This window comes from Colwellia sp. MB3u-4, from assembly GCF_014077065.1.
Lineage (GTDB): Bacteria > Pseudomonadota > Gammaproteobacteria > Enterobacterales > Alteromonadaceae > Cognaticolwellia.
Genome location: NZ_JACGVE010000078.1, coordinates 20,811 through 43,513 on the forward strand (window position 1 = coordinate 20,811; position 22,703 = coordinate 43,513).

General features: G+C 38.9%; 21 protein-coding genes. 6 read left to right on the top strand and 15 right to left on the bottom strand.

Going from position 1 to position 22,703, the window contains the following annotated elements; genetic code table 11:
• Window positions 1-103: 103 nt before the first annotated feature.
• Window positions 104-919, top strand: coding sequence for a DUF2989 domain-containing protein (locus H4J61_RS09185; protein ID WP_182184842.1), 816 nt, complete (start codon window positions 104-106; stop codon window positions 917-919).
• A 102-nt stretch (window positions 920-1,021) separates the two neighbouring features.
• Here H4J61_RS09185 and gndA read toward each other — a convergent pair whose 3' ends face one another.
• Complete coding sequence (gene gndA, locus H4J61_RS09190; protein ID WP_182184843.1) at window positions 1,022-2,551, bottom strand: NADP-dependent phosphogluconate dehydrogenase; 1,530 nt, start codon at window positions 2,549-2,551, stop codon at window positions 1,022-1,024.
• 255 nt (window positions 2,552-2,806) lie between these two features.
• On the opposite strand from gndA, the gene gap reads away from it, so the two are divergent.
• Window positions 2,807-3,805, top strand: a complete 999-nt coding sequence (gene gap / locus H4J61_RS09195; protein WP_182184844.1) for a type I glyceraldehyde-3-phosphate dehydrogenase — start codon at window positions 2,807-2,809, stop codon at window positions 3,803-3,805.
• A 384-nt stretch (window positions 3,806-4,189) separates the two neighbouring features.
• Here the strand turns inward: gap and H4J61_RS09200 are convergent, their stop codons facing one another.
• Genes H4J61_RS09200 through zwf form a run of 5 tightly spaced genes read right to left on the bottom strand, consistent with a single transcriptional unit; the run spans window position 4,190 to window position 9,870 of the window.
• Complete coding sequence (locus H4J61_RS09200) at window positions 4,190-4,837, bottom strand: bifunctional 4-hydroxy-2-oxoglutarate aldolase/2-dehydro-3-deoxy-phosphogluconate aldolase (RefSeq protein WP_182137906.1); 648 nt, start codon at window positions 4,835-4,837, stop codon at window positions 4,190-4,192.
• A gap of 8 nt (window positions 4,838-4,845) precedes the next feature.
• Complete coding sequence (locus H4J61_RS09205) at window positions 4,846-5,856, bottom strand: glucokinase (protein WP_182137905.1); 1,011 nt, start codon at window positions 5,854-5,856, stop codon at window positions 4,846-4,848.
• A gap of 2 nt (window positions 5,857-5,858) precedes the next feature.
• Window positions 5,859-7,691 carry a phosphogluconate dehydratase gene (gene edd / locus H4J61_RS09210; RefSeq protein WP_182138012.1) on the bottom strand — a complete coding sequence of 611 codons (1,833 nt, stop codon included), beginning with the start codon at window positions 7,689-7,691 and terminating at the stop codon, window positions 5,859-5,861.
• Between the two features lie 17 nt (window positions 7,692-7,708).
• Complete coding sequence (gene pgl / locus H4J61_RS09215) at window positions 7,709-8,401, bottom strand: 6-phosphogluconolactonase (protein ID WP_182184845.1); 693 nt, start codon at window positions 8,399-8,401, stop codon at window positions 7,709-7,711.
• Window positions 8,401-9,870, bottom strand: a complete 1,470-nt coding sequence (gene zwf, locus H4J61_RS09220; protein ID WP_182137903.1) for a glucose-6-phosphate dehydrogenase — start codon at window positions 9,868-9,870, stop codon at window positions 8,401-8,403. The genes pgl and zwf overlap by 1 nt, the downstream gene beginning before the upstream one ends.
• A gap of 319 nt (window positions 9,871-10,189) precedes the next feature.
• On the opposite strand from zwf, the gene H4J61_RS09225 reads away from it, so the two are divergent.
• Both H4J61_RS09225 and pyk read left to right on the top strand, forming a co-directional pair.
• On the top strand, window positions 10,190-11,038 hold the full coding sequence (locus H4J61_RS09225) for a MurR/RpiR family transcriptional regulator (protein WP_146881122.1): 849 nt from the start codon (window positions 10,190-10,192) through the stop codon (window positions 11,036-11,038).
• 69 nt (window positions 11,039-11,107) lie between these two features.
• Window positions 11,108-12,562: a pyruvate kinase gene (gene pyk, locus H4J61_RS09230; protein WP_182137902.1), complete on the top strand. Its 1,455-nt coding sequence runs from the start codon at window positions 11,108-11,110 to the stop codon at window positions 12,560-12,562.
• A gap of 129 nt (window positions 12,563-12,691) precedes the next feature.
• On the opposite strand, the gene H4J61_RS09235 is transcribed toward pyk, so the two are convergent.
• On the bottom strand, window positions 12,692-13,540 hold the full coding sequence (locus tag H4J61_RS09235) for a DUF6279 family lipoprotein (protein WP_182184846.1): 849 nt from the start codon (window positions 13,538-13,540) through the stop codon (window positions 12,692-12,694).
• A 154-nt stretch (window positions 13,541-13,694) separates the two neighbouring features.
• Here H4J61_RS09235 and H4J61_RS09240 point away from each other — a divergent pair, with 154 nt between their 5' ends.
• The gene (locus tag H4J61_RS09240; protein ID WP_182184847.1) at window positions 13,695-14,747 is read left to right on the top strand and encodes an ATP-dependent 6-phosphofructokinase; all 1,053 of its coding nucleotides are present in this window, start codon (window positions 13,695-13,697) and stop codon (window positions 14,745-14,747) included.
• A gap of 143 nt (window positions 14,748-14,890) precedes the next feature.
• Here the strand turns inward: H4J61_RS09240 and H4J61_RS09245 are convergent, their stop codons facing one another.
• On the bottom strand, window positions 14,891-15,811 hold the full coding sequence (locus H4J61_RS09245; RefSeq protein WP_182184848.1) for a LysR family transcriptional regulator: 921 nt from the start codon (window positions 15,809-15,811) through the stop codon (window positions 14,891-14,893).
• A gap of 480 nt (window positions 15,812-16,291) precedes the next feature.
• On the opposite strand from H4J61_RS09245, the gene H4J61_RS09250 reads away from it, so the two are divergent.
• Window positions 16,292-16,987 carry a type 1 glutamine amidotransferase domain-containing protein gene (locus H4J61_RS09250; RefSeq protein WP_182137898.1) on the top strand — a complete coding sequence of 232 codons (696 nt, stop codon included), beginning with the start codon at window positions 16,292-16,294 and terminating at the stop codon, window positions 16,985-16,987.
• 415 nt (window positions 16,988-17,402) lie between these two features.
• On the opposite strand, the gene H4J61_RS09255 is transcribed toward H4J61_RS09250, so the two are convergent.
• The 7 genes from H4J61_RS09255 to H4J61_RS09285 form a co-directional block, all read right to left on the bottom strand.
• Window positions 17,403-17,852 carry an SMI1/KNR4 family protein gene (locus tag H4J61_RS09255; protein WP_182184849.1) on the bottom strand — a complete coding sequence of 150 codons (450 nt, stop codon included), beginning with the start codon at window positions 17,850-17,852 and terminating at the stop codon, window positions 17,403-17,405.
• Between the two features lie 157 nt (window positions 17,853-18,009).
• Complete coding sequence (locus tag H4J61_RS09260) at window positions 18,010-18,453, bottom strand: SirB2 family protein (protein WP_182184850.1); 444 nt, start codon at window positions 18,451-18,453, stop codon at window positions 18,010-18,012.
• 154 nt (window positions 18,454-18,607) lie between these two features.
• Window positions 18,608-19,432 (bottom strand): LytTR family DNA-binding domain-containing protein, encoded by an 825-nt coding sequence (locus tag H4J61_RS09265; protein WP_182137895.1) that lies wholly within the window; start codon window positions 19,430-19,432, stop codon window positions 18,608-18,610.
• Window positions 19,429-20,502: a sensor histidine kinase gene (locus tag H4J61_RS09270; protein WP_182137894.1), complete on the bottom strand. Its 1,074-nt coding sequence runs from the start codon at window positions 20,500-20,502 to the stop codon at window positions 19,429-19,431. The genes H4J61_RS09265 and H4J61_RS09270 overlap by 4 nt, the downstream gene beginning before the upstream one ends.
• Window positions 20,503-20,587: 85 nt before the next feature.
• A complete protein-coding gene (locus H4J61_RS09275; RefSeq protein ID WP_182184851.1) occupies window positions 20,588-21,667 on the bottom strand; it encodes a phosphotransferase in 1,080 nt (359 codons plus the stop codon).
• Between the two features lie 80 nt (window positions 21,668-21,747).
• The gene (pnuC, locus tag H4J61_RS09280; RefSeq protein WP_182184852.1) at window positions 21,748-22,422 is read right to left on the bottom strand and encodes a nicotinamide riboside transporter PnuC; all 675 of its coding nucleotides are present in this window, start codon (window positions 22,420-22,422) and stop codon (window positions 21,748-21,750) included.
• Window positions 22,422-22,688 carry a hypothetical protein gene (locus tag H4J61_RS09285; protein ID WP_182137891.1) on the bottom strand — a complete coding sequence of 89 codons (267 nt, stop codon included), beginning with the start codon at window positions 22,686-22,688 and terminating at the stop codon, window positions 22,422-22,424. Before H4J61_RS09285 ends, pnuC begins: the two co-directional genes overlap by 1 nt.
• Between the last annotated feature and the right edge of the window lie 15 nt (window positions 22,689-22,703).

Below are 22,703 nucleotides of genomic sequence, written 5' to 3' on the forward strand. Positions count from 1 at the left end.
TAATTAGCAATAACTAATTACTGAATGCGGCGCATATTGTAATCCAACATGAATTATTTCGCCACCAGTTACAAATATTTTTCTGGGATAAATAGAGAAAAAGATGAAATTTAATAAATTAGTGCTGATTTTGCTTTTTTGCACATTTTTTTTCACATTAATGGCCTGTGAAAACAGACCTAATTTTGCTGAGTTATGTGAAGAACATACAAAAATTTGTCAAGAATTTCAAGAAGACACTTGGTGCAAACGAGAGCGTGTCGAGGTGGGCTTTGCTAATTTAGCAGACAAAAATGATGCTAACGATAGCAACAAATATCAGCAGTTAATTGCCTACGAAGGCTATGAAAAATGCATGCTGCATGCGTCTAAAATTGAGCATATTAAGCTAAAGGTTAAGAAAACCATACGTATTGATAATGTGGTTAAGGCGCGGGTTAAAATTAAAGCACTAGCACTTGCTACGCAAAATTCTGAACACCCTGACCTGTTATTCTTTCATTGGTCGCGCTACTTAAATGAGCACTCACTAAATAAATTTATTGCCTTAGAAGGCAGTGAATTATTAGAAAAGCCCAACCGACAAATCAACTTAGCGAGCTATTACGCGAAACATGATATCACCAAAACCTTGAACTTGCTCTATCATGCACTAGAACTTTACCCAAGCGATGCAGCTATAGATACCGAGATATTTCAGTCTCTTGCCAGTATTTTTGCCCATAAAAAAGAGCATAAGCAAGCTTATATCTGGTCAAAAATATTATATTTATATAGTCCAAAAGATAGCAATATCAGCCATGAGACTTTCGTCAGTTACTTTAAAGGCAATAACTTAAACACTGAATTTTTAGACCGAGTAGCGAAAAAAACCTTAAACAACATTATTGAAGGTGAGTTTAAGGCGCCACGTACCTAATTTGGCGATTACTGGCAAGCCAGTTTTTTGAATGAAGCGCTAGCCAAATTAACGATTACCCAAGTAGAGCCAGAGCCTACTCGGGTTGATATACAGCTATACTTAATTAATTTCCTGCATATTACGTGATTCACTTGACCAATTAACGTGATACTTTTTGCCTGTGGCTTTATCGATACGCTCAAAAGTATGAGCGCCAAAGAAGTCACGCTGTGCTTGTAATAAATTGGCCGGCAGCACAGCACAACGTATAGAGTCATAATATGACAATGCAGATGAAATTGCCCCGGTTGGGATCCCCATCAAGGCAGAATTTGACACTGCCTTTCGCCAGTTCAATTGATGTTGACTTAATTGCTCAGCAAAGAAATCATCTAAAAGTAGATTGTCTAGGTCAGGGTTTCGCTCAAATGCTTGCGTGATTGACTGTAAAAATGCCGCACGAATAATACAGCCCGCACGCCAAATCTTGGCAATACTAGCAAAGTTAAGCTGCCAATTATGCTCTTGCTCAGCGAGTTTCATTAATTGAAAACCTTGTGCATAAGCACATATTTTTGCGCTATATATAGCATCATGTAACTGTTCAATAAACGCCTGTTTTTCTTCACCTGCAAGTATCACGACTTCTGGACCTGATAATATGCCTGAAGCTTTCACACGTAAATCTTTAAAAGATGAAATAGAGCGAGCAAAAACCGCTTGAGCAATAGTGGGCGCAGGTGTACCTAATTCTAAACTACTTACCGCAGTCCAAAGTCCGGTACCTTTTTGACCCGCTTTGTCTAAGATCAAGTCAACTAACGGTGTTTTTTCTTCACCAACTCGATGACGTAAAACCTCGACCGATATTTCCATTAAATAACTTTCTAATCGGCCGCCATTCCACATTTCAAAAATATCAGCAATTTCATCACTACTTAATGCTAAACCGTCACGCAGCATTTGATATGCTTCACATATAATTTGCATATCAGCGTACTCAATGCCGTTATGCACCATTTTCACATAATGCCCAGCACCCGCTGGACCAATATAGGCAGCACAGGGTTCACCTTCAGTAACAACTTCACCTGGTTTAGTGCGTTCAATGGGTTTACCCGTTTTTGCATCAACCTTTGCAGCAATGGCTTGCCAAATAGGTTTTATTCTTGCCCATGCATAGGGTGAACCACTAGGCATTAGTGCCGGACCAAAACGCGCCCCCACTTCACCACCTGAAACAGCTGAGGAAAATAAAATAAAGTTATTTTTGTATTTTTTCTCGCGTGCAACGGTATCAACCCATAAGCTATTACCCGTATCAATAACAATATCATCAGGTTGAATACCGGCACCAATCAAGCTTTCACACACTTGATCAACCGGTGCGCCTGCTGGCACTGATAGTACGATAAGGTGTGGTGGTTTTAAGCGAGAAAGTAATTCAGTATAAGACGAACAACCAATAACACGTGCTGTTGATAAACCACTTTCAGCCTTGTCTTGAGTAATGGCATCTTCAACTTTACTGATATCAAGATCGAAGGCGGCGATACTAAAGCCGTTATCAGCTAAATTAAGCACTAAATTCTTGCCCATAACACCTAAACCAATAAAGCCGATATCGCATGCACTGTTGTTCTGTATCATAAAAAGTCCAAAAAAATTATAGATAGAGGCATTATGCCATCATCATCATAGAAAAATAATAACCTTATGGAAAAGCCAATAAATAAATATTTTTAGCTAGGCTATGTTTAATAGCCGACATTTTAGTAACAATACGCAATAAAACAAGGTTTAAATCAATATTTATTGCTTTATGTCGAGTTATAACTTGTAATTTTTATGAAATGGTGTAATTTTACTACATTAATTTTTAAAGTTTGATTTTAGGGTTTTATTATGACAATTAGAGTAGGGATCAACGGCTTTGGTCGTATCGGTCGGTTCGTGTTTAGAGAAGCATTTGCCAGAGCAGATGTTGAAGTAGTCGCTATTAATGATTTAATTGACGTTGATTACATCGCTTATATGCTTAAGTATGACTCTACTCATGGCCGGTTTAACGGCACTGTTGATGTTGTTGATGGCCACTTAGTCGTTAATGGCAAAAATGTTCGTGTTAGTGCAGAACGCGACCCACTAAACCTAAAATGGAATGAAGCTGAGGTTGACGTTGTTGTTGAATCAACTGGCTTGTTTTTAACGGATGAATCAGCGCGTAAGCACATTGTAGCCGGCGCTAAAAAAGTAGTACTTTCTGCACCGTCAAAAGACGATACACCAATGTTTGTTATGGGTGTTAACCATCTTGAATATGCCGGACAAGACATTGTTTCTAATGCGTCTTGTACCACAAACTGTTTAGCGCCTATCGCAAAAGTGTTAAATGATAACTGGGGTATCAAAGATGGTTTAATGACCACAGTGCATGCCACCACAGCAACACAAAAAACAGTTGATAGCCCGTCAGCTAAAGACTGGCGCGGTGGTCGTGGTGCTGGACAAAACATTATTCCATCATCAACAGGTGCCGCTAAAGCCGTTGGCAAGGTTATCCCTGCATTAAATGGTAAATTAACGGGTATGGCATTTCGCGTACCAACGCCTAATGTTTCTGTGGTTGATTTAACTGTCAACTTAGAAAAGCCAGCCAGTTATCAAGAAATTTGTAGCGCAATGAAAGCAGCATCACAAGGTGAGCTAAAAGGCATTTTAGGCTACACCGAAGATGCGGTAGTATCTAACGACTTTATTGGCGAAAGATGTACCTCAGTATTTGATGCTACTGCCGGTATAGCGTTAACAGATACTTTTGTGAAAGTAGTTTCTTGGTATGATAATGAAATTGGTTATTCCAACAAAATTTTAGATTTAGCGACCTATGTTTCAACACAATAAGCCTTTGTTTGTCCGCTAATAAACGACTAAAAAAGCCAGATGAATTCTGGCTTTTTTATTGGCTGTCTCCCCTCCTAAGATCCTGACTTAAAAGTTACAAAAATTCACTTCATTGCAAAGACAATACTTCTTGGTTAACCTCATTTACTTGCAATAATCATCACTATTCATCACTGGGCACTAGCGAGTGTAATGTTAAGTAGTGCGATTATTGTCTTTAAATATGTAATAAAACAACAAAAACGATCTGTAGTTTTATCAGTTACAAATAAACTACCGCAGTGAAACCTGATATTGTTATTATTTTAAGCAAAAAAAACCAGGCAATGCCTGGTTTTTACTGATAAATTAATTTTTATCCGTTCTTAGTTAGCCCAATGGCTATTATTTTACATGCGCTAGTACTTGCTTTGCTAAACGCGTAATTTCTTGCCAATTACCTTGTTTAATAATTTCATCAGACACTAACCAAGAACCACCACAACATGAAACATTGGGTAAGGCTAAGTAGTCTCGAACATTATTTAAGTTAATACCACCGGTTGGACAAAATTTAATGTCAGGAAATGGTCCACCAATTGACTGCAACGCCTTGACACCACCCGATGCTTCCGCAGGGAAGAACTTAAGATGATCATAACCACAATCAATGCCATCCATTAATTCAGAAATAGAAGAAATACCCGGAATTAAGGCGATATTACCTTCTTTACCTGCTTTTAATAAATCTTTTGTTAGTCCTGGGCTAATGGCAAACTTTGCGCCAGCTTCGTAAGACTTTTGTAATAAATCTCGATTAGTTACAGTGCCCGCACCAACAATGGCCTCGGGTAAATTTTTAGCTATGATGCTGATCACTTCTAATGCCGCAGGTGTACGCAAGGTAACTTCTAGCACTTTTATGCCCGCTGCTAACAATGCTTCTGCAATAGGTAGTGCATTTTTAACATCTTTTATCACTAAAACCGGAACTATCGGACCCATAGCAAATAGATCTTTTGGCTGTATTTGCCAATTATTTGATAATGTCATAATTATTCTTAATGCCTTTTCGTGTTATTTTTTTGGATGATGTCATTAGCTTTTTCTGACATAAATTGGTTAAGATATGCTGATGCACCAAGCAAACCAGGTTGTTCTTCAGTGACAACAAATGTTGGAATAGGTTGATTAAAACTCGATAAACGCCCTTTCTGTTCAAATCTTTGCCTAAATTCACTGCTAGCAAAAAATTCGATAAAGCGAGGAACAACACCACCTGCAATATAAACACCGCCATAACTACCAAGCGTTAACGCTAGGTTACCGGCAAAACTTCCTAAAATTCGACAAAATTGCGCTAAAGTTTCCACGGCCAATGAACAACTGCCTGCCAGCGCTTTTTCAGTGATTTCTTTTGCTAATAATTTTGTTATCTCGCCATTTTTTTCGAAACTCAAGGCTTGGTATATTTGTTCAATACCTAGTCCTGACAATACTTGCTCGTAGGAAACACGGGCATATTTTTTTGAAAGAAATTGTAAAATGGCAACTTCTTGTTGATCCACGGGGGCAAAGTCTACATGACCACCCTCACCGCTTAAACTATGCCAACCAGAATCGATGGCGATTAAATTAGCTACGCCTAAACCCGTACCAGCACCACAAATAGAAATGGGCTTGTTTGCTACAACATCACCAGCACCTATTTGCACCTTTTGCGCAGCACCTAAATGCGGAATAGCATGAGCTATCGCAGTAAAGTCGTTAATTAGCACCAATTCGTTAAACTGTAACTCTGCTTTGAGTTGTGTTTGTGAAAACTGCCAAGGTAGATTAGTCATCACAATAAGATCTTTATCTACTGGGCAAGCGATAGCTAAACAAGCATTAACGTTCTTACCCACTAATTGCTGCTGTGTAATATAGTTGGTTAATACCTCGGCTAAACTCGTGTAATCGGCACAAGCATAAATGGTGATGTTAGCAATATTACCTTGCGCGTCGACTAACGCCACGCGCATATTGGTGCCACCAATATCAGCAATAATATTTATCTCACTATCGGACATGGTTATCGCTCGCCTTGAAAATCATCATCAAACAGTGAACATGCACCGGTTTCAGCTGAGCTTAAGTTACGACGCATAAAGCCAAATAATTCACGCCCCATACCTTGATGATGACCATTAACTTCAAAAATAGCATTTTTACGTTTTGCTAGTTCAGCATCATCAACTAACAAAGTTAGCTCGCCACTTTCGCCATCGAGTAAGATCATATCACCGGTTTTAATTTTTGAAATTAAGCCACCATCTAACGCCTCTGGACATAAATGAATAGCAGCCGGCACTTTACCTGAAGCGCCCGACATTCTACCGTCGGTAACTAAAGCAACTTTAAAGCCTTTATCTTGTAAAACCCCTAATGGTGGCGTTAATTTATGTAGTTCAGGCATACCACGGGCTTTTGGCCCCTGAAAGCGAACAACAGCAATAAAGTCTTTTTCTAACTCGCCAGCATCAAAGGCAATATCAAGTTCGTGTTGATCTTCAAAAACAACTGCAGGTGCTTTAATCACAAAGCTACCTTCGCGCAGTGATGACGTTTTCAACACTGAAATACCTAAATTACCTTTCATAACTTTTAAGCCACCATGGCTACTAAAAGGTTTTGCAGCGGTAGCAATAATTTCGTCATCGCCTGAGCTAGTTGCGCCGTCGATCCAAACTAATTTGCCATCTTCCAATACAGGTCGTTGGGTATAACGAGTTAAGCCGCGACCGCAGATGGTCTCAACGTCTTCATGTACCAAACCAGCATCAATAAGCTCTTTGAATAACAATGCCATGCCACCCGCTTCTTGAAATTGATTAATGTCAGCATGACCATTGGGATAAATACGCGTTAATAGCGGCACAGCGTCAGATAAATCATTAAAGTCTTGGAAATTAATAATAATACCGGCTGCTTTGGCAAAGGCGATGATATGCATAGTTAAGTTCGTTGAACCACCGGTGGCTAACAAGGCAACAATAGCATTAACAATTGAACGCTCATCAACCATTTTACCTATCGGCATATAATTACCAGATTGCTGAGTTAAACGGGTAACTTGGCGCGCTGCAGCTTTGGTCAATTCTTCACGTAATTGCGTATTGGGGGCAATAAAAGAAGCGCCTGGTAGATGTAAACCCATCACTTCAACCACTAATTGGTTAGAGTTTGCCGTACCAAAAAATGTACAAGTACCGGCGGTGTGATAAGACGCAGATTCTGCTTCTAATAACTCTTCTTTACCCACTTCACCTTGAGCATATTGCTGACGAACACGGGCTTTATCTTTATTAGGCAAACCAGAAGGCATTGGGCCAGCGGGTACAAAAACGGTAGGTAAATGACCAAAAGTCATACTGGCAATCATTAATCCAGGTACTATTTTATCGCAAATACCCATCATCAGTGCGCCATCAAACATATTATGCGACAGTGCAACAGCAGTCGACATAGCAATAACGTCTCGGCTCATCAAGCTTAAATCCATACCTGGTTGACCTTGTGTAACACCGTCACACATCGCAGGTACACCACCGGCAAATTGGGCTACGCCACCGGTTTCTTTAACAGCGGCTTTAATAATGGCTGGGTAGTTTTCGTACGGTTGATGCGCTGAAAGCATATCGTTGTAAGCAGATATAATAGCAACGTCTGAATGATTAACACCACGTAATGTCGTTTTGTCATCGCTACCACAAGCAGCAAAACCATGAGCTAAGTTACCACAAGATAAACTAGCGCGATGTACAGTAGTTGATTTTTCACCCGCTATCTTTTCAAGGTAAGCCGCACGGCTTGCTTTACTTCGATCAATAATACGTTGTGTGATCTGTACAATATTTTTATTCATAACTGTTTTATTCATAATTACTTGGCCCAATAAACTTGTGTATTAATGTTTGGTGCTTGTAAAAAAGCCCTGATCGGCATTTCTTTACATACTTGTCCGGCAATAGCTTTAGCCAATACTTGTTTTTTACTGATACCGCTAATGTGTAAAAAAGTATTTTTGCTTTGTGCTAAGGCAGCAAAACTAAAACTAATTCGCTGATGTGGCGCCGTTTTTGGTGTTACTTTCAATAATGCTTGGCTATCCTTGGCCAAGCATTGCGTTATTTCATCACTACAAGGAAATAACGAGGCAGTATGACCATCTTCACCCATACCTAAAATAAGTACATCTAATGGCAATAACTGCTGGTTTGCTGCTAGGTTTAAATCAGTTAAGGTTTCATCGCTAAGGATTTCACCTTGTTTTAAATAGAAAAACTTAGCTTTTACCGCTTCATTTTGCATGAGGTATTCATGCACTAATTTAGTATTACTATCACTTGAGTCAATATCAACCCAGCGTTCATCCGCTAAGGTAATAGTTATAGCTTCCCACGCTAGCTTTTTCTTTGATAAGGCTTGAAAAAAACCTTTTGGTGTTGAGCCACCCGAGACCGCGATACTCGCTTTGCCTTTACTGTCCACCGCCGCCGTTAATAACGTGGCAATTTTATCTGCTAGTGCTTCGTCTAATAATTCACGTTGTTCGAATTCATTAATTTGATACATTATTCTACCCACTGGCGATCATCGCGTGCGATTAAAGAAATTGATGAAACGGGTCCCCATGAACCGGCTGCATAAGGTTTAGGTGCTTCATTGGTTGCTTGCCATGCTTCGATAATACTATCAGCCCATTGCCACGCTGCTTCAACTTCATCACGACGAACAAATAAAGATTGATCACCTTTAATAACTTCAAGCAATAAGCGTTCATAAGCATCAACAACACGTTGGTTGTCGTAAGCTTTAGAAAAACTTAAATCAAGTTTGTTTTCGTGAATTTGCATTTGCGATGCGATACCCGGAATTTTATTCATCATTTCAAGTTCAACACCTTCGTCCGGTTGCAAACGAATGGTCAATTTATTTGACGGTAAATCGGCATAACTCTCACTGAAAATATTATGAGCTTGTTGTTTAAAATGGACCACAATTTCACTGTGTTTTTGCGGCATACGTTTACCTGTTCGCAAGTAAAAAGGTACGCCAGCCCAACGCCAGTTGTCTATCTCTGCTTTAATGGCAACAAAAGTTTCTGTTTTACTATTGGCTTTTGCACCCTCTTCGTTCAAATACCCAGGGACAGCAACACCATTTAAATAACCATCCGCATATTGTCCACGCACGGTTTTATCTTTAACATTTTGTCGAGTAATAGGTTTAAGCGCTTTGATCACTTTTAGCTTTTCATCACGGACACAGTCAGCACTTAATTCAGCTGGTGGCTCCATGGCAACTAACGACAGTACTTGCAACAAATGGTTTTGCACCATATCTCGCATTTGCCCTGCTTCATCATAAAAACCCCAACGCCCTTCGATACCAACACTCTCGGCAACGGTAATTTGGACATGGTCAATACTGTTTCTATCCCAATTATTAGTAAAAAGGCTATTGGCAAAACGCAGCACTAATAAATTTAATACCGTTTCTTTACCTAAATAGTGGTCAATACGGTAAATTTGATTTTCATTAAAGTAACGAGAAACCTGATCATTAATCACTTTAGACGATTCTAAACAATGACCAATAGGTTTTTCCATCACGACTCTGTCTGCATCGTTGATTAACTTAGCCGTTTTTAAACCTTGACTAATATCACCATAAATAGCGGGTGGTGTAGAATAATAATAAACTCTCGCACCCGATGCGGGTGATAAGCTTTCGGCTAATTGCTTGTATGATTTAAGGTCTTTAAAATCAAGCTGTTGATAAACAAGCCTAGCTAAAAACTTGGTCAAGGCTGCAACATCTAATGCTTCAGGTATAAACTCATTTAAGCTTTCATCTATTTGTTTAGTAAATTGCTCAAGTGTTAGTTCATTTCGAGCAACAGCAATAATGCGGGTGTTATCACTCAACAGGCCGGCAAGTTCTAACTGATATAAAGAAGGTAAAAGTTTGCGACGAGATAAGTCTCCCAACGCACCAAAAATAACAATCTCGCTTGCTAAAGGGCAATCTATGTTTTTCATAGTGTGTATTCTCAATTATTTATTTTACTGTAACTAAACTACATATGAGGCTAATTTATCTGCTATAGCCTCGTCAGTAAAGCTCTTTTTTGTAATATTATTACATTCTTTCCATTTCATTTAAAAATAACCACTTCAAGACGACTTTAGTATGAAAATGGATTAAATGTTTGCAAAATTCAGTACTTTTGTTTTATATTAGTCGAAAATATGAAATAAATTTTCATATTTTCTGTTGTTAAGGCAGAAAATAAATTACAGTTACCCTTTATTTGCTCGGTAATTAACCAGTTAAGTAACACGCGAAGGCTTAAACGTAATGAATATATTAGAAAAAATCGCCAACGAGTTAGAGACTTTCAGTAAATCTGAACGTAAAGTGGCAGACGTTATATTATCATCACCTGAAACGGTTATACATGCCAGTATTGCTGCCTTGGCGAAACAAGCTAATATAAGTGAGCCCACGGTAAATCGCTTTTGTCGACGACTCGACACTAAAGGCTATCCTGACTTTAAACTGCATTTAGCACAAAGTTTGGCTAATGGCACACCTTACGTCAATCGCCATGTTGATGAAAATGATTCGGCTGAAGAATATACTTCAAAAATTTTTGAATCAACCATGGCGAACCTAGAGTTAGCGCGTAAAAGTTTAGACAGTTCCACCATAAATCGCTCTGTTGACCTATTAACTCAAGCCAATAAAATTTCTTTTTTTGGCTTAGGTGCTTCTGCGGTTGTCGCACACGACGCACAAAATAAGTTTTTTCGCTTTAATGTGCCTGTCGTCTATTTTGATGACATATTAATGCAACGTATGAGTGCTATAAATAGTTGCCAAGGTGATGTTGTCGTCGTGATATCACATACCGGCAGAACTAAGTCTTTGGTTGATGTGGCAAGTTTAGCACGTGAAAATGATGCCACTGTCATAGGAATAACAACAGCAGGCTCACCATTAGCCAAAGAATGTAATATTGTACTATCAGTTGAGGTTGCTGAAGATACCGACTTATATATGCCAATGGCATCACGTATTGCCCAGCTAACCTTAATTGATTGTTTGGCGACCGGTTTTACCCTGCGTCGCGGGACAAAATTTAGAGACAACTTGAAGAAAGTTAAAGACAGTTTACGTAGCTCACGCTTTGAACGTAAAGACTAATTAGTGGCTATTGATGCATAGCCAACCCTTGATAAATACACAAAATATTATATAAATTTAAGGATTACCATGCCTAGAAGAACCAAAATTGTCGCGACCTTAGGTCCAGCAACTGATGATAGAGCCGTATTAAAAGAAGTACTTGCTGCAGGTGTAAACGTTGTTAGATTGAATTTCTCTCACGGTGTTGCACAAGATCATATCGACCGCGCAAATACAGTACGTGAATTATCGAAAGAGCTAGGCATTTATGTCGGTATATTAGGCGACTTACAGGGACCTAAAATTCGAGTTTCAACATTTAAAAATGGCCCTATACAATTAGTTATTGGTGAAAAATTCGAATTAGACGCCTCATTAGCCAAAGGCGAAGGTTGCCAAGAGAAAGTGGGTATTGATTACAAAAAACTTCCTCAAGATGTAGTGCCAGGTGATATTTTGTTACTCGACGATGGCCGTGTACAACTCCGCGTGCTTGAAACCAAAGGAGATTCAGTTTTCACTGAAGTTACTGTTGGTGGTCCATTATCAAACAACAAAGGTATTAATCGTCAAGGCGGTGGTCTTACTGCTCCTGCTCTTACTGATAAAGACAAAGAAGATATTAAGCTAGCAGCTAAAATTAACGTTGATTTTCTTGCGGTATCTTTTCCACGTGACGCCGCTGATATGCGCGAAGCGCGTTTATTGGCACAAGAAGCCGGTTGTGACGCTCGTTTAGTGTCAAAAATTGAACGTGCTGAAGCGGTAAATGATGACAAAGTGTTAGACGGAATCATTCTAGCGTCTGATGTTGTTATGGTTGCCCGTGGTGATTTAGGTGTTGAAATTGGTGATGCGGCCTTAGTGGGTAAACAAAAACATATTATTCTCCGTAGCCGCCAGTTAAACCGCGTAGTTATCACGGCAACGCAAATGATGGAAACCATGATTGAGCAACCTATGCCTACACGTGCTGAAGTGATGGATGTTGCTAATGCCGTGCTTGATGGTACAGATGCAGTGATGCTTTCTGCTGAAACCGCTGCAGGTAAATACCCGATTGAAACGGTAAAAGCAATGGCGAGTGTTTGTATCGGCGCAGAGAAAGAAAGATCGGTAACTACCTCAAAGCATCGCGTAGAAACAGCCTTTACTGAAGTGTCTGAAACCATTGCTATGTCAGCTATGTACGCGGCTAATCATTTAGTCGGTGTTAAAGCCATCATCGCATTAACTGAATCGGGTCATACCACAAAAATCATGTCACGAATTTCTTCTGGTTTACCGATTTATTCGTTATCTCGTCATGCTAAAACCTTAACTAAAACAGCGATTTACCGTGGTGTTTATCCAGTTGCGTTTGACTCTACAGATGCTGACAATGCTGAAAAAATGGCAGAAGATGTATTGTCTACCGTGGTTAAAGGTTCTGAACTGGTTGTTGGCGATAAAGTGATCTTAACGCACGGCGATGTAATGGAAACTGTTGGGGCAACTAACACCTTAAAAGTGCTAACCTTAACTAAAAGCCACTTTGCTTAATATCGTTTTATAACGGTTAACATGACTTACCGTGGTGCACGGTAGTTAACTAAAAATAGGTAGCTAAAAGCTACCTATTTTTTTGTTTTTTATAGCGCTATTATCTTCAGTGTTTAAGCACCCAACACATTAATCATCATTAATTAGATACGCTAAATCACCCAGTATTTTATCAATTTTTTTGTTGAGGCGTTTACGCTGCTTATTAGTTGCCGTTGTCACCATATAAAGAAAAATGTTAGTGAACACCTGATTGTTATTGCTAGTCATGGCATTAAATTTTTCATCTCGTAAACTACGACCATTAACAAATAAACTGTAAAACTCCAATTTAAATTGATGGTCTGGTAAGTTGCCATTTAATAAGTCAGCAAACTGCTGGGTCCAACGTTGTCGGTAAAGCATACGCGGTTCAAATGAGCGCTGAAAGCCTTTGCCCAGCAATGTGACTTGCGATTTTTGCTCAGGGCTTAACTTACCAAACCAGTCTTTAAGTTGCTCCTTTTGCTGGTCCGTGCGTTCTTCTAACCATTCCTGCTCAGACAAAGCTTCATCATCATCAAGCCTCTCTTGATGAGCCGCTTGTAGTGCTTGTAACAATTGCTGTGTTTGCTCGGTTGACAAACTAACAACCAACGGCTGTAATTTAGGCTCTGTGGCAATTAAAAAGTTTTGCCAATGCTCAGTAAATTGTACAAAATTAGCCGCGATGTCCTGCTCATTTATTTGATCGTTAATCGAAATTTTAAGGGCTTTAAGCTGCTGCACATAAGCGGGTAACTGTGTGGTGCGATGCCATAAATGCAATTGTTCAAACTCATCATCGAAGCGTTGCTGTTGTTGCTCAGTTAACGTGACATAGTCATCAAGATACCAATGAGTCCACCAATCTAGATGGTTATAGACAAAACGGAAACTACAGCCGGATAAGAACACAGCCATTAATAGCCAAATTAGTATTAGTTTTATTTTCTTCATTTAATATTTCTCGTACAACTTATAGCCATGAATTAAGCCCAGTTATTGACCTAGAGTAAACTATGCGCGCCTTAATGAAAAACTATTTTACCTTAAGGTAAATCACTGCTAATTTGAAATACATTCCTCGGACATTTAAAACGAGAGTAAAACTATGCCTACTAGTAATACAAATAAGATCAAAACGGTTAAAAGAATCGCTATTTTAACCAGCGGTGGCGACGCACCAGGTATGAATGCTGCTATTAGAGCTATTGTGATTGCCGCACAGCATTACCAAATAGCAGTGATGGGTTTTTATGCCGGTTTTAACGGCTTGATTGACGATATGTCAGTGCCACTTGGCGTTAAAGACGTCGCAAATATTATTCAAAAAGGCGGTACTATTTTAAAAAGTGCGCGCTGCCCCGCGATGAAAACACCCTTAGGTATAGCGCAAGCAGCAAGCACTCTGTTAAAAGAAAAAATTGACGCCTTAATTGTTATTGGTGGTGATGGCTCATTTGCTGGCTCAATCGCCTTGCAGCAAGAGTGGTCTGGTCAAGTTATTGGTATTCCTGCCACCATTGATAACGATATTGACGGTAGCGATTTTACTATAGGTTTCTCAACCGCTATCAATACCGCTATAGAAGCAATAGATAAAATTCGCGATACGGCAGAAGCATTTGAGCGTATTTTTATTGTTGAATTAATGGGCCGTCATAGTGGTCATATTACTTTTAATGTTGGTATTGCTTGTGCCGCTGAACAAGTTATTTCATTTGAAAATTTTGCCAATAATAATCAAACAAAGGGTGAGCAAGAAAAACTACTCACATTAGCGCAAGAAATAAAACTCGCTCAAGCCAATAGACATGCCAGCTATATTATTGTCATTGCTGAAAATGTATGGCGAGGGGGTGCCTCTGTGTTAGCTCAACAGCTACAAGCCATAGCACATATCGATTGCACTGCCTGTATTCTTGGCCATATTCAACGGGGTGGCTCACCGGTTGCCAAAGATCGAATTTTGGCAACCAAATTAGGCGTGGGTGCTGTACAAGCCATCATAGCTGGAAAATCAAATGTCATGATTGCAGAGCAAAATAACACTGTGGCTACGGTGGCCTTACAAACAGCCATTATGCACCAACAAGGGGTGAGTGAAAGTTTAATACAAGCACAGGAAAATATTTTAGCTTTAACCGCGCAACGTCTTTGTTAAGCTATCGTTTTGTTTGTATTTATTTGGTCTTGTTAAGTCATTAAAATTTGGCTTAGTTTGCATTATTTAAGCGTATTTTCTGAAGCTATTTACTGGAGCTATTTACTTAACCAAAGTTTTTTGAGTAAACTTTCAGATTTTTCTTAACGGTTTTTGATGAGCAATCTTGCTTGTTGTTGATCAAAAAACTGTTCGAGAAAATCAATTAAAAGCCGCAATTTTTTTGACGTGGCAGCCCCAGGCGGAAATACCCCATAAACGTCAATGGCTTTAAGCTGGTAATCGTCTAATACCGTTTGCAAACGCCCTGCTTTAATTTTTGGCCAAGCATCATAGGTTGGGATCCGCCCTAAACCATGGCCACCCTCAACAAAAGCCGTTCTTGCCGTGGCATTATTTGTGGTTATTGTGCCTTTTATATCAACGGTATATGACCGACCTGACTTTTCTAGAGTTAACTTATTACTGGCCAGTTTATAAACAACCCAATTATGTTGGCTTAATTCACTGGGCTTTTCGGGGCGACCATATTGCTCAAAGTAGTCTGGTGAGCCACAGAGGCAGGTTGCTAACACAGCAAGCTTTCGTGCTTGCAAGCCAGAGTCGGCTAAAGGCGCTCCTCTAATAGCCAAATCAATCCCTTCTTTGACAATATTAACCACTTCATCTGTCAGCATGATGTCGAGTTCAATTTTCGGGTAAATATGACGAAATTTATCTAATGCCGGCACAATAGTATGCAGGCCAACACTGACCGGGCAGGTGATCTTAAGTAGGCCCTCAGGTTCATTTTTAACGTTTTCAATTTGTTGATTAGCAGCGCTAGCCTGCTGAGCAATAATATGACATCGTTGATAATAATCGTTACCTGCTTGTGTTAAGGCAATAGAACGCGTTGAGCGATTCAAAAGCGTAATACCAAGCTGAGTCTCAAGTTTTTTAATATGGTAGCTCACTACCGCCCTAGAAAGCCCAATATGTTTTGCTGCCGCGCTAAAACTGCCTTGCTCGACCACATGCGAAAAAACCACCATACTTTTTAATTGCTCAAAAGAAATATCCAATTAGTCCCCTTATTAGTAGTCACTCTTATTAAAAATTTTACTCAACAAATATTTTTACTGTAGCCAATGGATAAAATAATTGACCAATAGTTAATAAAGATAACGGGGCAAATCAAGCCACCCTATTGATACTTCTATGGATATAAGCCAATAGCACAATGCAGGATAATATTATCAAGTAATACTTACCTATGTCATTGCGCACCAGCATAAAGTTGACTATGTTGAGGTTTGAAGCTGAGATTTGAAGCTGACCACTTAACTGGTCACTTAATTAATCGGCTTGCTACAACTTACACTTAATACATTGTATCAATAATTAAAACAATGTTGTCAAATTTATCTGCATTGTATTAAAAGCAGTTAAGCATATACTTGACGCATGAATGAGATGCATCAATAGGCACTCACAGAAAGTTTACTTTGAAATTAACTACTTTCAACAATAAACACCTTATTAACTAGCATAGGAAAATTTAAATGACTGTAACAAATACAACTAACGTATTAATGGTAATAACTTCACATGACAAGCTAGGTAACACAGGTGAAAAAACTGGTTTCTGGTTAGAAGAGTTTGCTTCACCTTATTATCAATTAATTGACGCAGGCTTCAGTGTCACATTAGCCTCACCCTTAGGTGGACAGCCGCCGTTAGACCCAAAAAGTGCCGAAGCTGACTTTCAAACTGATGCCACTCGTCGTTTTGAGCAAGACAAAGAAAACCAAGCAGTATTGGCAACAACAACCAAGTTAGAGCTGATTGATGCGAACGATTACGCCGCTGTTTTTTATCCTGGTGGTCACGGTCCAATGTGGGATTTAACCACCAACCAAAAATCAATTGCCTTGATCTCAGCATTTATCGAGCAAAATAAGCCAGTAGCTGTAGTTTGTCATTCAACGTCAGTATTGCTTAATGTTAAAGATAAAAATGGCGCTGCAATCGTACAAGGTAAAAAAATAACAGGTTTTACTAACAGTGAAGAAGACGCAGTACAATTAACCGACATTGTACCTTTTTTACTAGAAGACGAGCTAGTTAAGCAAGGCGCCAACTACCAAAAAGGCGACGACTGGGCATCATTCGTTGTTGAAGATAGCGGTATTATCAGTGGTCAAAACCCAGCAAGTTCAAGCGAAGTAGCCACACGTTTAATCAAGCAATTAAGCTAACAGCTTAACGCTACAGAAAGTAAAGCAGCATAATTTAAAGACACGGGTGTAAAGCTCGTGTCTTTTTATTAGTTTCTGGGTGGTTAAGCTTGTAATATCAAAGCTGATACGCCTTGAAATTAAGTCAAGTTCGCTTGCAAGTCGACCTTGACCCCTTTAATGTCATCGCGATTGCACAGCTTATCTAGCCCTAAGTAACGATAACCTACTAGTCCGGCCATAGTGTCACCTTTTAATGACTCTGGTCATTTATATTCAAACGGATTAGCGCGGGTAGATAAAAGACAATTCGCTTCTTGAGTATCGCCATGTGTCTATTGGTAATTAGTCTCACTGGGATGGTCATGCCAATAATGTGGTGATTAAGCTTAAATCAATAACCCGCCTAATGAAATTATTGGAGAAATGAGTTTCCTTACAGGTTATTGAACTCTTCTAGCCATTCACTGAAGCTAGGTGATACTTTTTTCACTGTATGAAATTGGTGATCAAAAAACCAAACGGGTATATCTATCTGCTGGCGTTCACAATCACTCAGTTTGAAACAAAACATGTTGCCCTTACAGTCAGAGGCAAACAAAATATGTCCTTTGGGCATGCCACTCATTTCATATAACTTGGATAATGAATATACGTCTTCAAGACTTAAAAAATCTTGAACCTCAGATATATCTACACCTAAATCACATATTCGACTTAACACATTCGGTGTGTGCACCAAGCCATAATTCGATAGTAAGTATTTATAGCTGTTAGGGAGAATAGCCGCTAATCGTTGTTCAAGTTCTGCTATATCAGCGTTATCGATTGGGGTCATCGATTGTTTGCTGGCCCAATTTTTTACAAAAAGATCAATACTGTGCATTTAAAAAATTCCAGAAGTAACGACTATTATTCAGCTGTATAATTTGGTTTATAATTAGCATCGCCGCTGAAAAAGCCAACTGTTACTTGTTATATCTTAAATAAAACATTCACAGCGGCTTATATTATTTAGCTTGGTGCTTGTCCCGTTAAAGCGCTTAACAAATCGCTGTTAACATAGATTTTCCTAACTCGATATAAGCACTAGCATCTTCACTAATAGCTTTGGATTTAAGATGATCAGCAAAACCTAGTCTTGCAGTCATGGCCAACCAAAATACGGCACTAATGAAACCCACAACACGCCATAAGGTTGACTTTGCCCACTTAAGCGCCAAAGTGATAGAAAGTACATAAATGACAAAACCAGCTAATTTTGATGATGCCCAACCATTAACAAAGGGATACAAATTAAGTGGATTAACGGCAACGAGGTAAATAAAGGTGCAAACAAAAAGCGTATATAAAATATGTGGCCCAATCTTCAGCAGCTTATTATTGACTTTATCAGAGCCTTTCATTGTTAAGATAAAATTAATCATGAAAAAGATAAAAGTAAGCATAATTATAGTCAGATGGGTGTGCTTAACTATCATGTACATATGGTTGATCCCTAAAGTGCTTTTATTTATTACTAAGACCTGCAGTATATCTTTTGTTTGAGTCAGGCAACACCATAACGCTTATATTAATTCTCTCAATTCTCTCAATTAGCTCAAACGCGTTAGCCTTGACTTATTAATAAACGAAGTCTCACTAGGCAACCACGGCTTTTTTAACCTTTTCTTTATAGCTGCGACTAACTTTTAACTCTTTGCCGTTTGTCATCACTAAATAGTATTCACCATTGAGCTGGCTGCAAAACTTATCAATATAACTTTTGTTCACTATGGTAGAGCGGTGGCTGCGTAGAAATCGTCGAGGGTCTAACACTGCTTCAAGTTGTTTCATGGTTTTACGAAGAATATGAGTATTATCGTCAGTATGAACACACATATAATCGCCGGCAGCGTCAATCCATAAAATATCTTTTACCGGCACTCGACTAACTTCACCGGCATCTTTTATCGCTAATACATCAGAATAACTCGACACACTGACCGGTTCGTTATTTTCTAGTTCTTGTAAAATTGTTTCACAATCGTTACCGGTAACGTCACTCACTAAACGCACTAATTTTGACTTATGAAGGGCATTAACTTCACTACTGATACTTTGGCGTATTTTATCTAAGGTTTGAGCAAGGCGCTGTTCGTCAGCGGGTTTAAGTAGATAATCCTGTGCATGTACTTCAAAAGCCTGCATAGCGTATTGGTCAAAAGCGGTAACAAATACCACCATAGGTAAATGCAAACCCTGTGCAATAATTGCTTCAACGACTTCAAAACCATTTAAGCCCGGCATTTGAATATCAAGAAATATTAAGTCAGGTTGATAGGTTCTAACGGCTTCTAATGCTTCTCTGCCGTTAGTACATTGGGCAATAATGTTGATGTCTTTGTGCTCTTGCAGACGAACCGCTAAGCCTTTTCTAGCGAGGGGTTCATCATCAACAATTATGGTGTTGAGCTGTTTGCTCATATTCGACCGCCAACTTCATAAGGAATTCGTATACTGATTTTAACACCAGTGGGTATATTGTTGGCAACAACTAACGAAAAATCATTCTGATATAAAGCTTGCAATCGTTCTCGGGTATTGACCAAACCAACACCATTTTCACGAAATAAGTTACCATTTTTGATTTCTGCACCTGGGCCATTATCAGCCAACTCAATCAGTAAATCGTTACCAAAACGATGCACAGACACATTAATTGCGCCGCCTTGCTCTTGTACGGCTACCGCATGTTTTATTGAGTTTTCAGCTAAAGGTTGTAATATCATGCTCGGCACTAAGGCCAAGTTACAGTCGCTAGCCACATTAAATGTGACTTGTAAGCGCTCTTCAAAACGTACTTTTTCAATGTCTAAATAAAGCCTTAGGGCTTGCAACTCACTGTCGAGTGTTACTCGCTTCATCGGGTCTTTATCCAGCGAGTAACGTAAAAACTCACTTAACTTAGTGACCATACCATTGGCGGTTTTGTTTTCTTGTACCAAAATTAGCGTTGATATCGCGTTTAGGGTATTAAACAAAAAGTGAGGGTTAAGCTGATAACGCAGCATTTTTAACTGTGCTTGATGGGCAACGGCATTGGCACGTAATACATTCTGTTTTTCTTTTTGCAGCATTTGATAATATTTAGTACCAAAATATAAAGCACTCCAACTTAAAATAATGAAGAAGGATAATAGACTGTTTTTTGTGTAATAAAGCCAAAAATCAGGGCGATAGCCGTGCTTGTATATTTCCCAATAATTAATATTTTTTACCACTTGCCATAATACGCCGGTACAATAAGAGGTTAATATCACCACGATGGCTATTTTTAACGGTGTGAAATTCCAAACACGACGATAAATATACCTTAGCGGAACCGTAAATAACCAACCGGCATAGGCATTCAATAAGATAATAATCAGAAAAATATCGCGTAAATCGTGCAGTAATGAACCTAAATAATGTACTAAGGCAAAACCACACCAGCCAGCTGTATGAACCAACCAAAATAAGCGATTTCTATTTTCTACAAACTCTTTCCAATTCACACAAGACACCAATAAGTGGGGTTAGTGCAATTATGCGCTAAGCACACGATGCTAGCACTACCACTAATCTTAAGATTTGTACGTCTTATCTCATTTCATCTAAGAGCCTATTTACCTGTGGATGCCTAGTTGCCAGTAACATTAATTGCTTTATTGACAATATTTTGTATTTTATTAACTTACGGCCCTGATATTGAGATAAATACCATAAGCTATTGATTAAAATTGAAAAATCAAAATAACACGTAACTAGTAGTGGCGAGGTATTACTGTTTTCCTGTGTACTCTCTGTTAAATTTTCGATAATTTTTGTTAATTTTCGTTGCTGATTTAAGCGAGTTAATGCTTGCTGATAGCGCGATGTAATCATTTCAACTTTACTGCTATCAATGCTATTAACAGCCATTAGCATCGCAAGGTCATATTCTATTGGTGCGATGCATGCACATTCAAAATCAATTATTTTATATAAATTTTCTGGGTTTTTAGCCTCATTTTTCAGCGCTATAATATTGCTGTAATTAGCGTCACCATGGCAAAAAACTTGCCTGGTGTGCTGCACTATTTTATGAGCTTCGGCCAAGTTTTGTTGAAAGACATTGACTAAGGATTTTAGCGCCTGATGTTGAGTAGAGCTAAGTACTATATTTTGTAATAATTGCTTAATAGTGGCAGATATATCCAGACTTGGTAAGTAAGACTGTTTTGATAGCTGATCATCGGTTAGTGATATTTTTTGTGTTAAGTTTTGAGGATTGCTGTGACTACTTTCCCTCTTACTACTCGTACTCGACAGAGCAATGTTATGACAGCGCGCCAATAGCGCTATTGTGACGGCTAACTTTTCTTCTTCACTCTGCTTGCCGTTATCTAGCCCCTGACCTGCTATAAACTCAGTAATTAACCAGTTTTGTCCAACATATATTAGCTTAGGAGCAATGCCAGCTCTGGCCGCGAATTGGCTCGCTAAAGGCTCTATACTATCCGTGATTAAATACTTGGCAAAATAGGTTTTATTGTCATAGTTAACTTGAAAACAAGGCTGGCTTAATCCCGTATTAATAACACTGATATTATCTACCTTGAGATTAAAACAAGGTAGATGGCTTAATTTTAGTGCTAGCGATTGTTGCTGCGGGTCTACTATTGCTTGATCAAATGTCAAAATTCTTCCTACAAGTTACCACGACTCTAGGTTTTATCAGACACTCTTTTAGCCCTGTGTCCGACTTTTTATCTAACAAGTTACCCTGCAACAGAATTATTGATGCACAGGTTATTGTGCTCTTGGGTAAATTGCAGTTTATATTGTTTGCGCCATTGCCAATAACCATAAGCCGCTAAAATCACGAAGCTGCCAAAGAGTGCTGCTGTTGGGATCAAGCCCTTTTCAACATAGAGATAAATCGATACTAGATCAATCACAATAAAATATAACCAATTCTCTAGTACCTTTTGGGTAATTAAATAAGTAGCAAACACCGCAAAAACCGTGGTGGCACTATCAAGATATGGAAAATGTGCTAGGGTATAAGTCGCCATTACCCAACCTAAAACTAACGACACAAGCGTTAAAAGCACAATAATACGGCTATGGCGTTGTAAGGTCCATTGGCTATACAAAAGCCTATTCGAATCAGTCTGGGTGTTTGAGGGCTTATTTTTATGCCAGCAAAACCAACCATACACAGCCATCAATAAATAATATAACTGCAGCACGCTGTCCATCCAAAGATAAACATCATAAAAAATAACCGTATATAACACAGTACTTAATATGGCGGCAGGCCAACACCAAATACTACCTTTTGCCGCTAACACCACATACAGTAATGATGCTACAACCGCGATCAACTCTAATAAGGGTAAGGTGGTGAAGTAAGTAACAATTTCACTGGATGCACTGATTGCATTCGCCATTATGTTTCGGCTTCTACAACAGAGCGATCGCCACCTATAAACTTGCAAATAAATACCGCAGCATTTAGCGTTTGATGTACATGTTTAATTTCTGCCATCACATGCGCCGTGGCTAAGTCATAATCGCCAAATACTTGTGTACTCATACCGTTGGTCACTACCTTGAGCCCTGGGACTAAGCGTAAACGTTTAATAAACGCCCATATTTCTGTTTTAAATTTTTCTTCCGCTAACGGGTATAAACTAATTTCAATTGATATTTTCATAAATAACTTTCTTCT

Coding starts and splice junctions, on each gene's coding strand:
- H4J61_RS09185 (WP_182184842.1), top strand. CDS start 104: ATGAAATTTAATAAATTAGTGCTGATTTTGCTTTTTTGCACATTTTTT.
- gndA (WP_182184843.1), bottom strand. CDS start 2,551: ATGATACAGAACAACAGTGCATGCGATATCGGCTTTATTGGTTTAGGT.
- gap (WP_182184844.1), top strand. CDS start 2,807: ATGACAATTAGAGTAGGGATCAACGGCTTTGGTCGTATCGGTCGGTTC.
- H4J61_RS09200 (WP_182137906.1), bottom strand. CDS start 4,837: ATGACATTATCAAATAATTGGCAAATACAGCCAAAAGATCTATTTGCT.
- H4J61_RS09205 (WP_182137905.1), bottom strand. CDS start 5,856: ATGTCCGATAGTGAGATAAATATTATTGCTGATATTGGTGGCACCAAT.
- edd (WP_182138012.1), bottom strand. CDS start 7,691: ATGAATAAAAATATTGTACAGATCACACAACGTATTATTGATCGAAGT.
- pgl (WP_182184845.1), bottom strand. CDS start 8,401: ATGTATCAAATTAATGAATTCGAACAACGTGAATTATTAGACGAAGCA.
- zwf (WP_182137903.1), bottom strand. CDS start 9,870: ATGAAAAACATAGATTGCCCTTTAGCAAGCGAGATTGTTATTTTTGGT.
- H4J61_RS09225 (WP_146881122.1), top strand. CDS start 10,190: ATGAATATATTAGAAAAAATCGCCAACGAGTTAGAGACTTTCAGTAAA.
- pyk (WP_182137902.1), top strand. CDS start 11,108: ATGCCTAGAAGAACCAAAATTGTCGCGACCTTAGGTCCAGCAACTGAT.
- H4J61_RS09235 (WP_182184846.1), bottom strand. CDS start 13,540: ATGAAGAAAATAAAACTAATACTAATTTGGCTATTAATGGCTGTGTTC.
- H4J61_RS09240 (WP_182184847.1), top strand. CDS start 13,695: ATGCCTACTAGTAATACAAATAAGATCAAAACGGTTAAAAGAATCGCT.
- H4J61_RS09250 (WP_182137898.1), top strand. CDS start 16,292: ATGACTGTAACAAATACAACTAACGTATTAATGGTAATAACTTCACAT.
- H4J61_RS09255 (WP_182184849.1), bottom strand. CDS start 17,852: ATGCACAGTATTGATCTTTTTGTAAAAAATTGGGCCAGCAAACAATCG.
- H4J61_RS09260 (WP_182184850.1), bottom strand. CDS start 18,453: ATGTACATGATAGTTAAGCACACCCATCTGACTATAATTATGCTTACT.
- H4J61_RS09265 (WP_182137895.1), bottom strand. CDS start 19,432: ATGAGCAAACAGCTCAACACCATAATTGTTGATGATGAACCCCTCGCT.
- pnuC (WP_182184852.1), bottom strand. CDS start 22,422: ATGGCGAATGCAATCAGTGCATCCAGTGAAATTGTTACTTACTTCACC.
- H4J61_RS09285 (WP_182137891.1), bottom strand. CDS start 22,688: ATGAAAATATCAATTGAAATTAGTTTATACCCGTTAGCGGAAGAAAAA.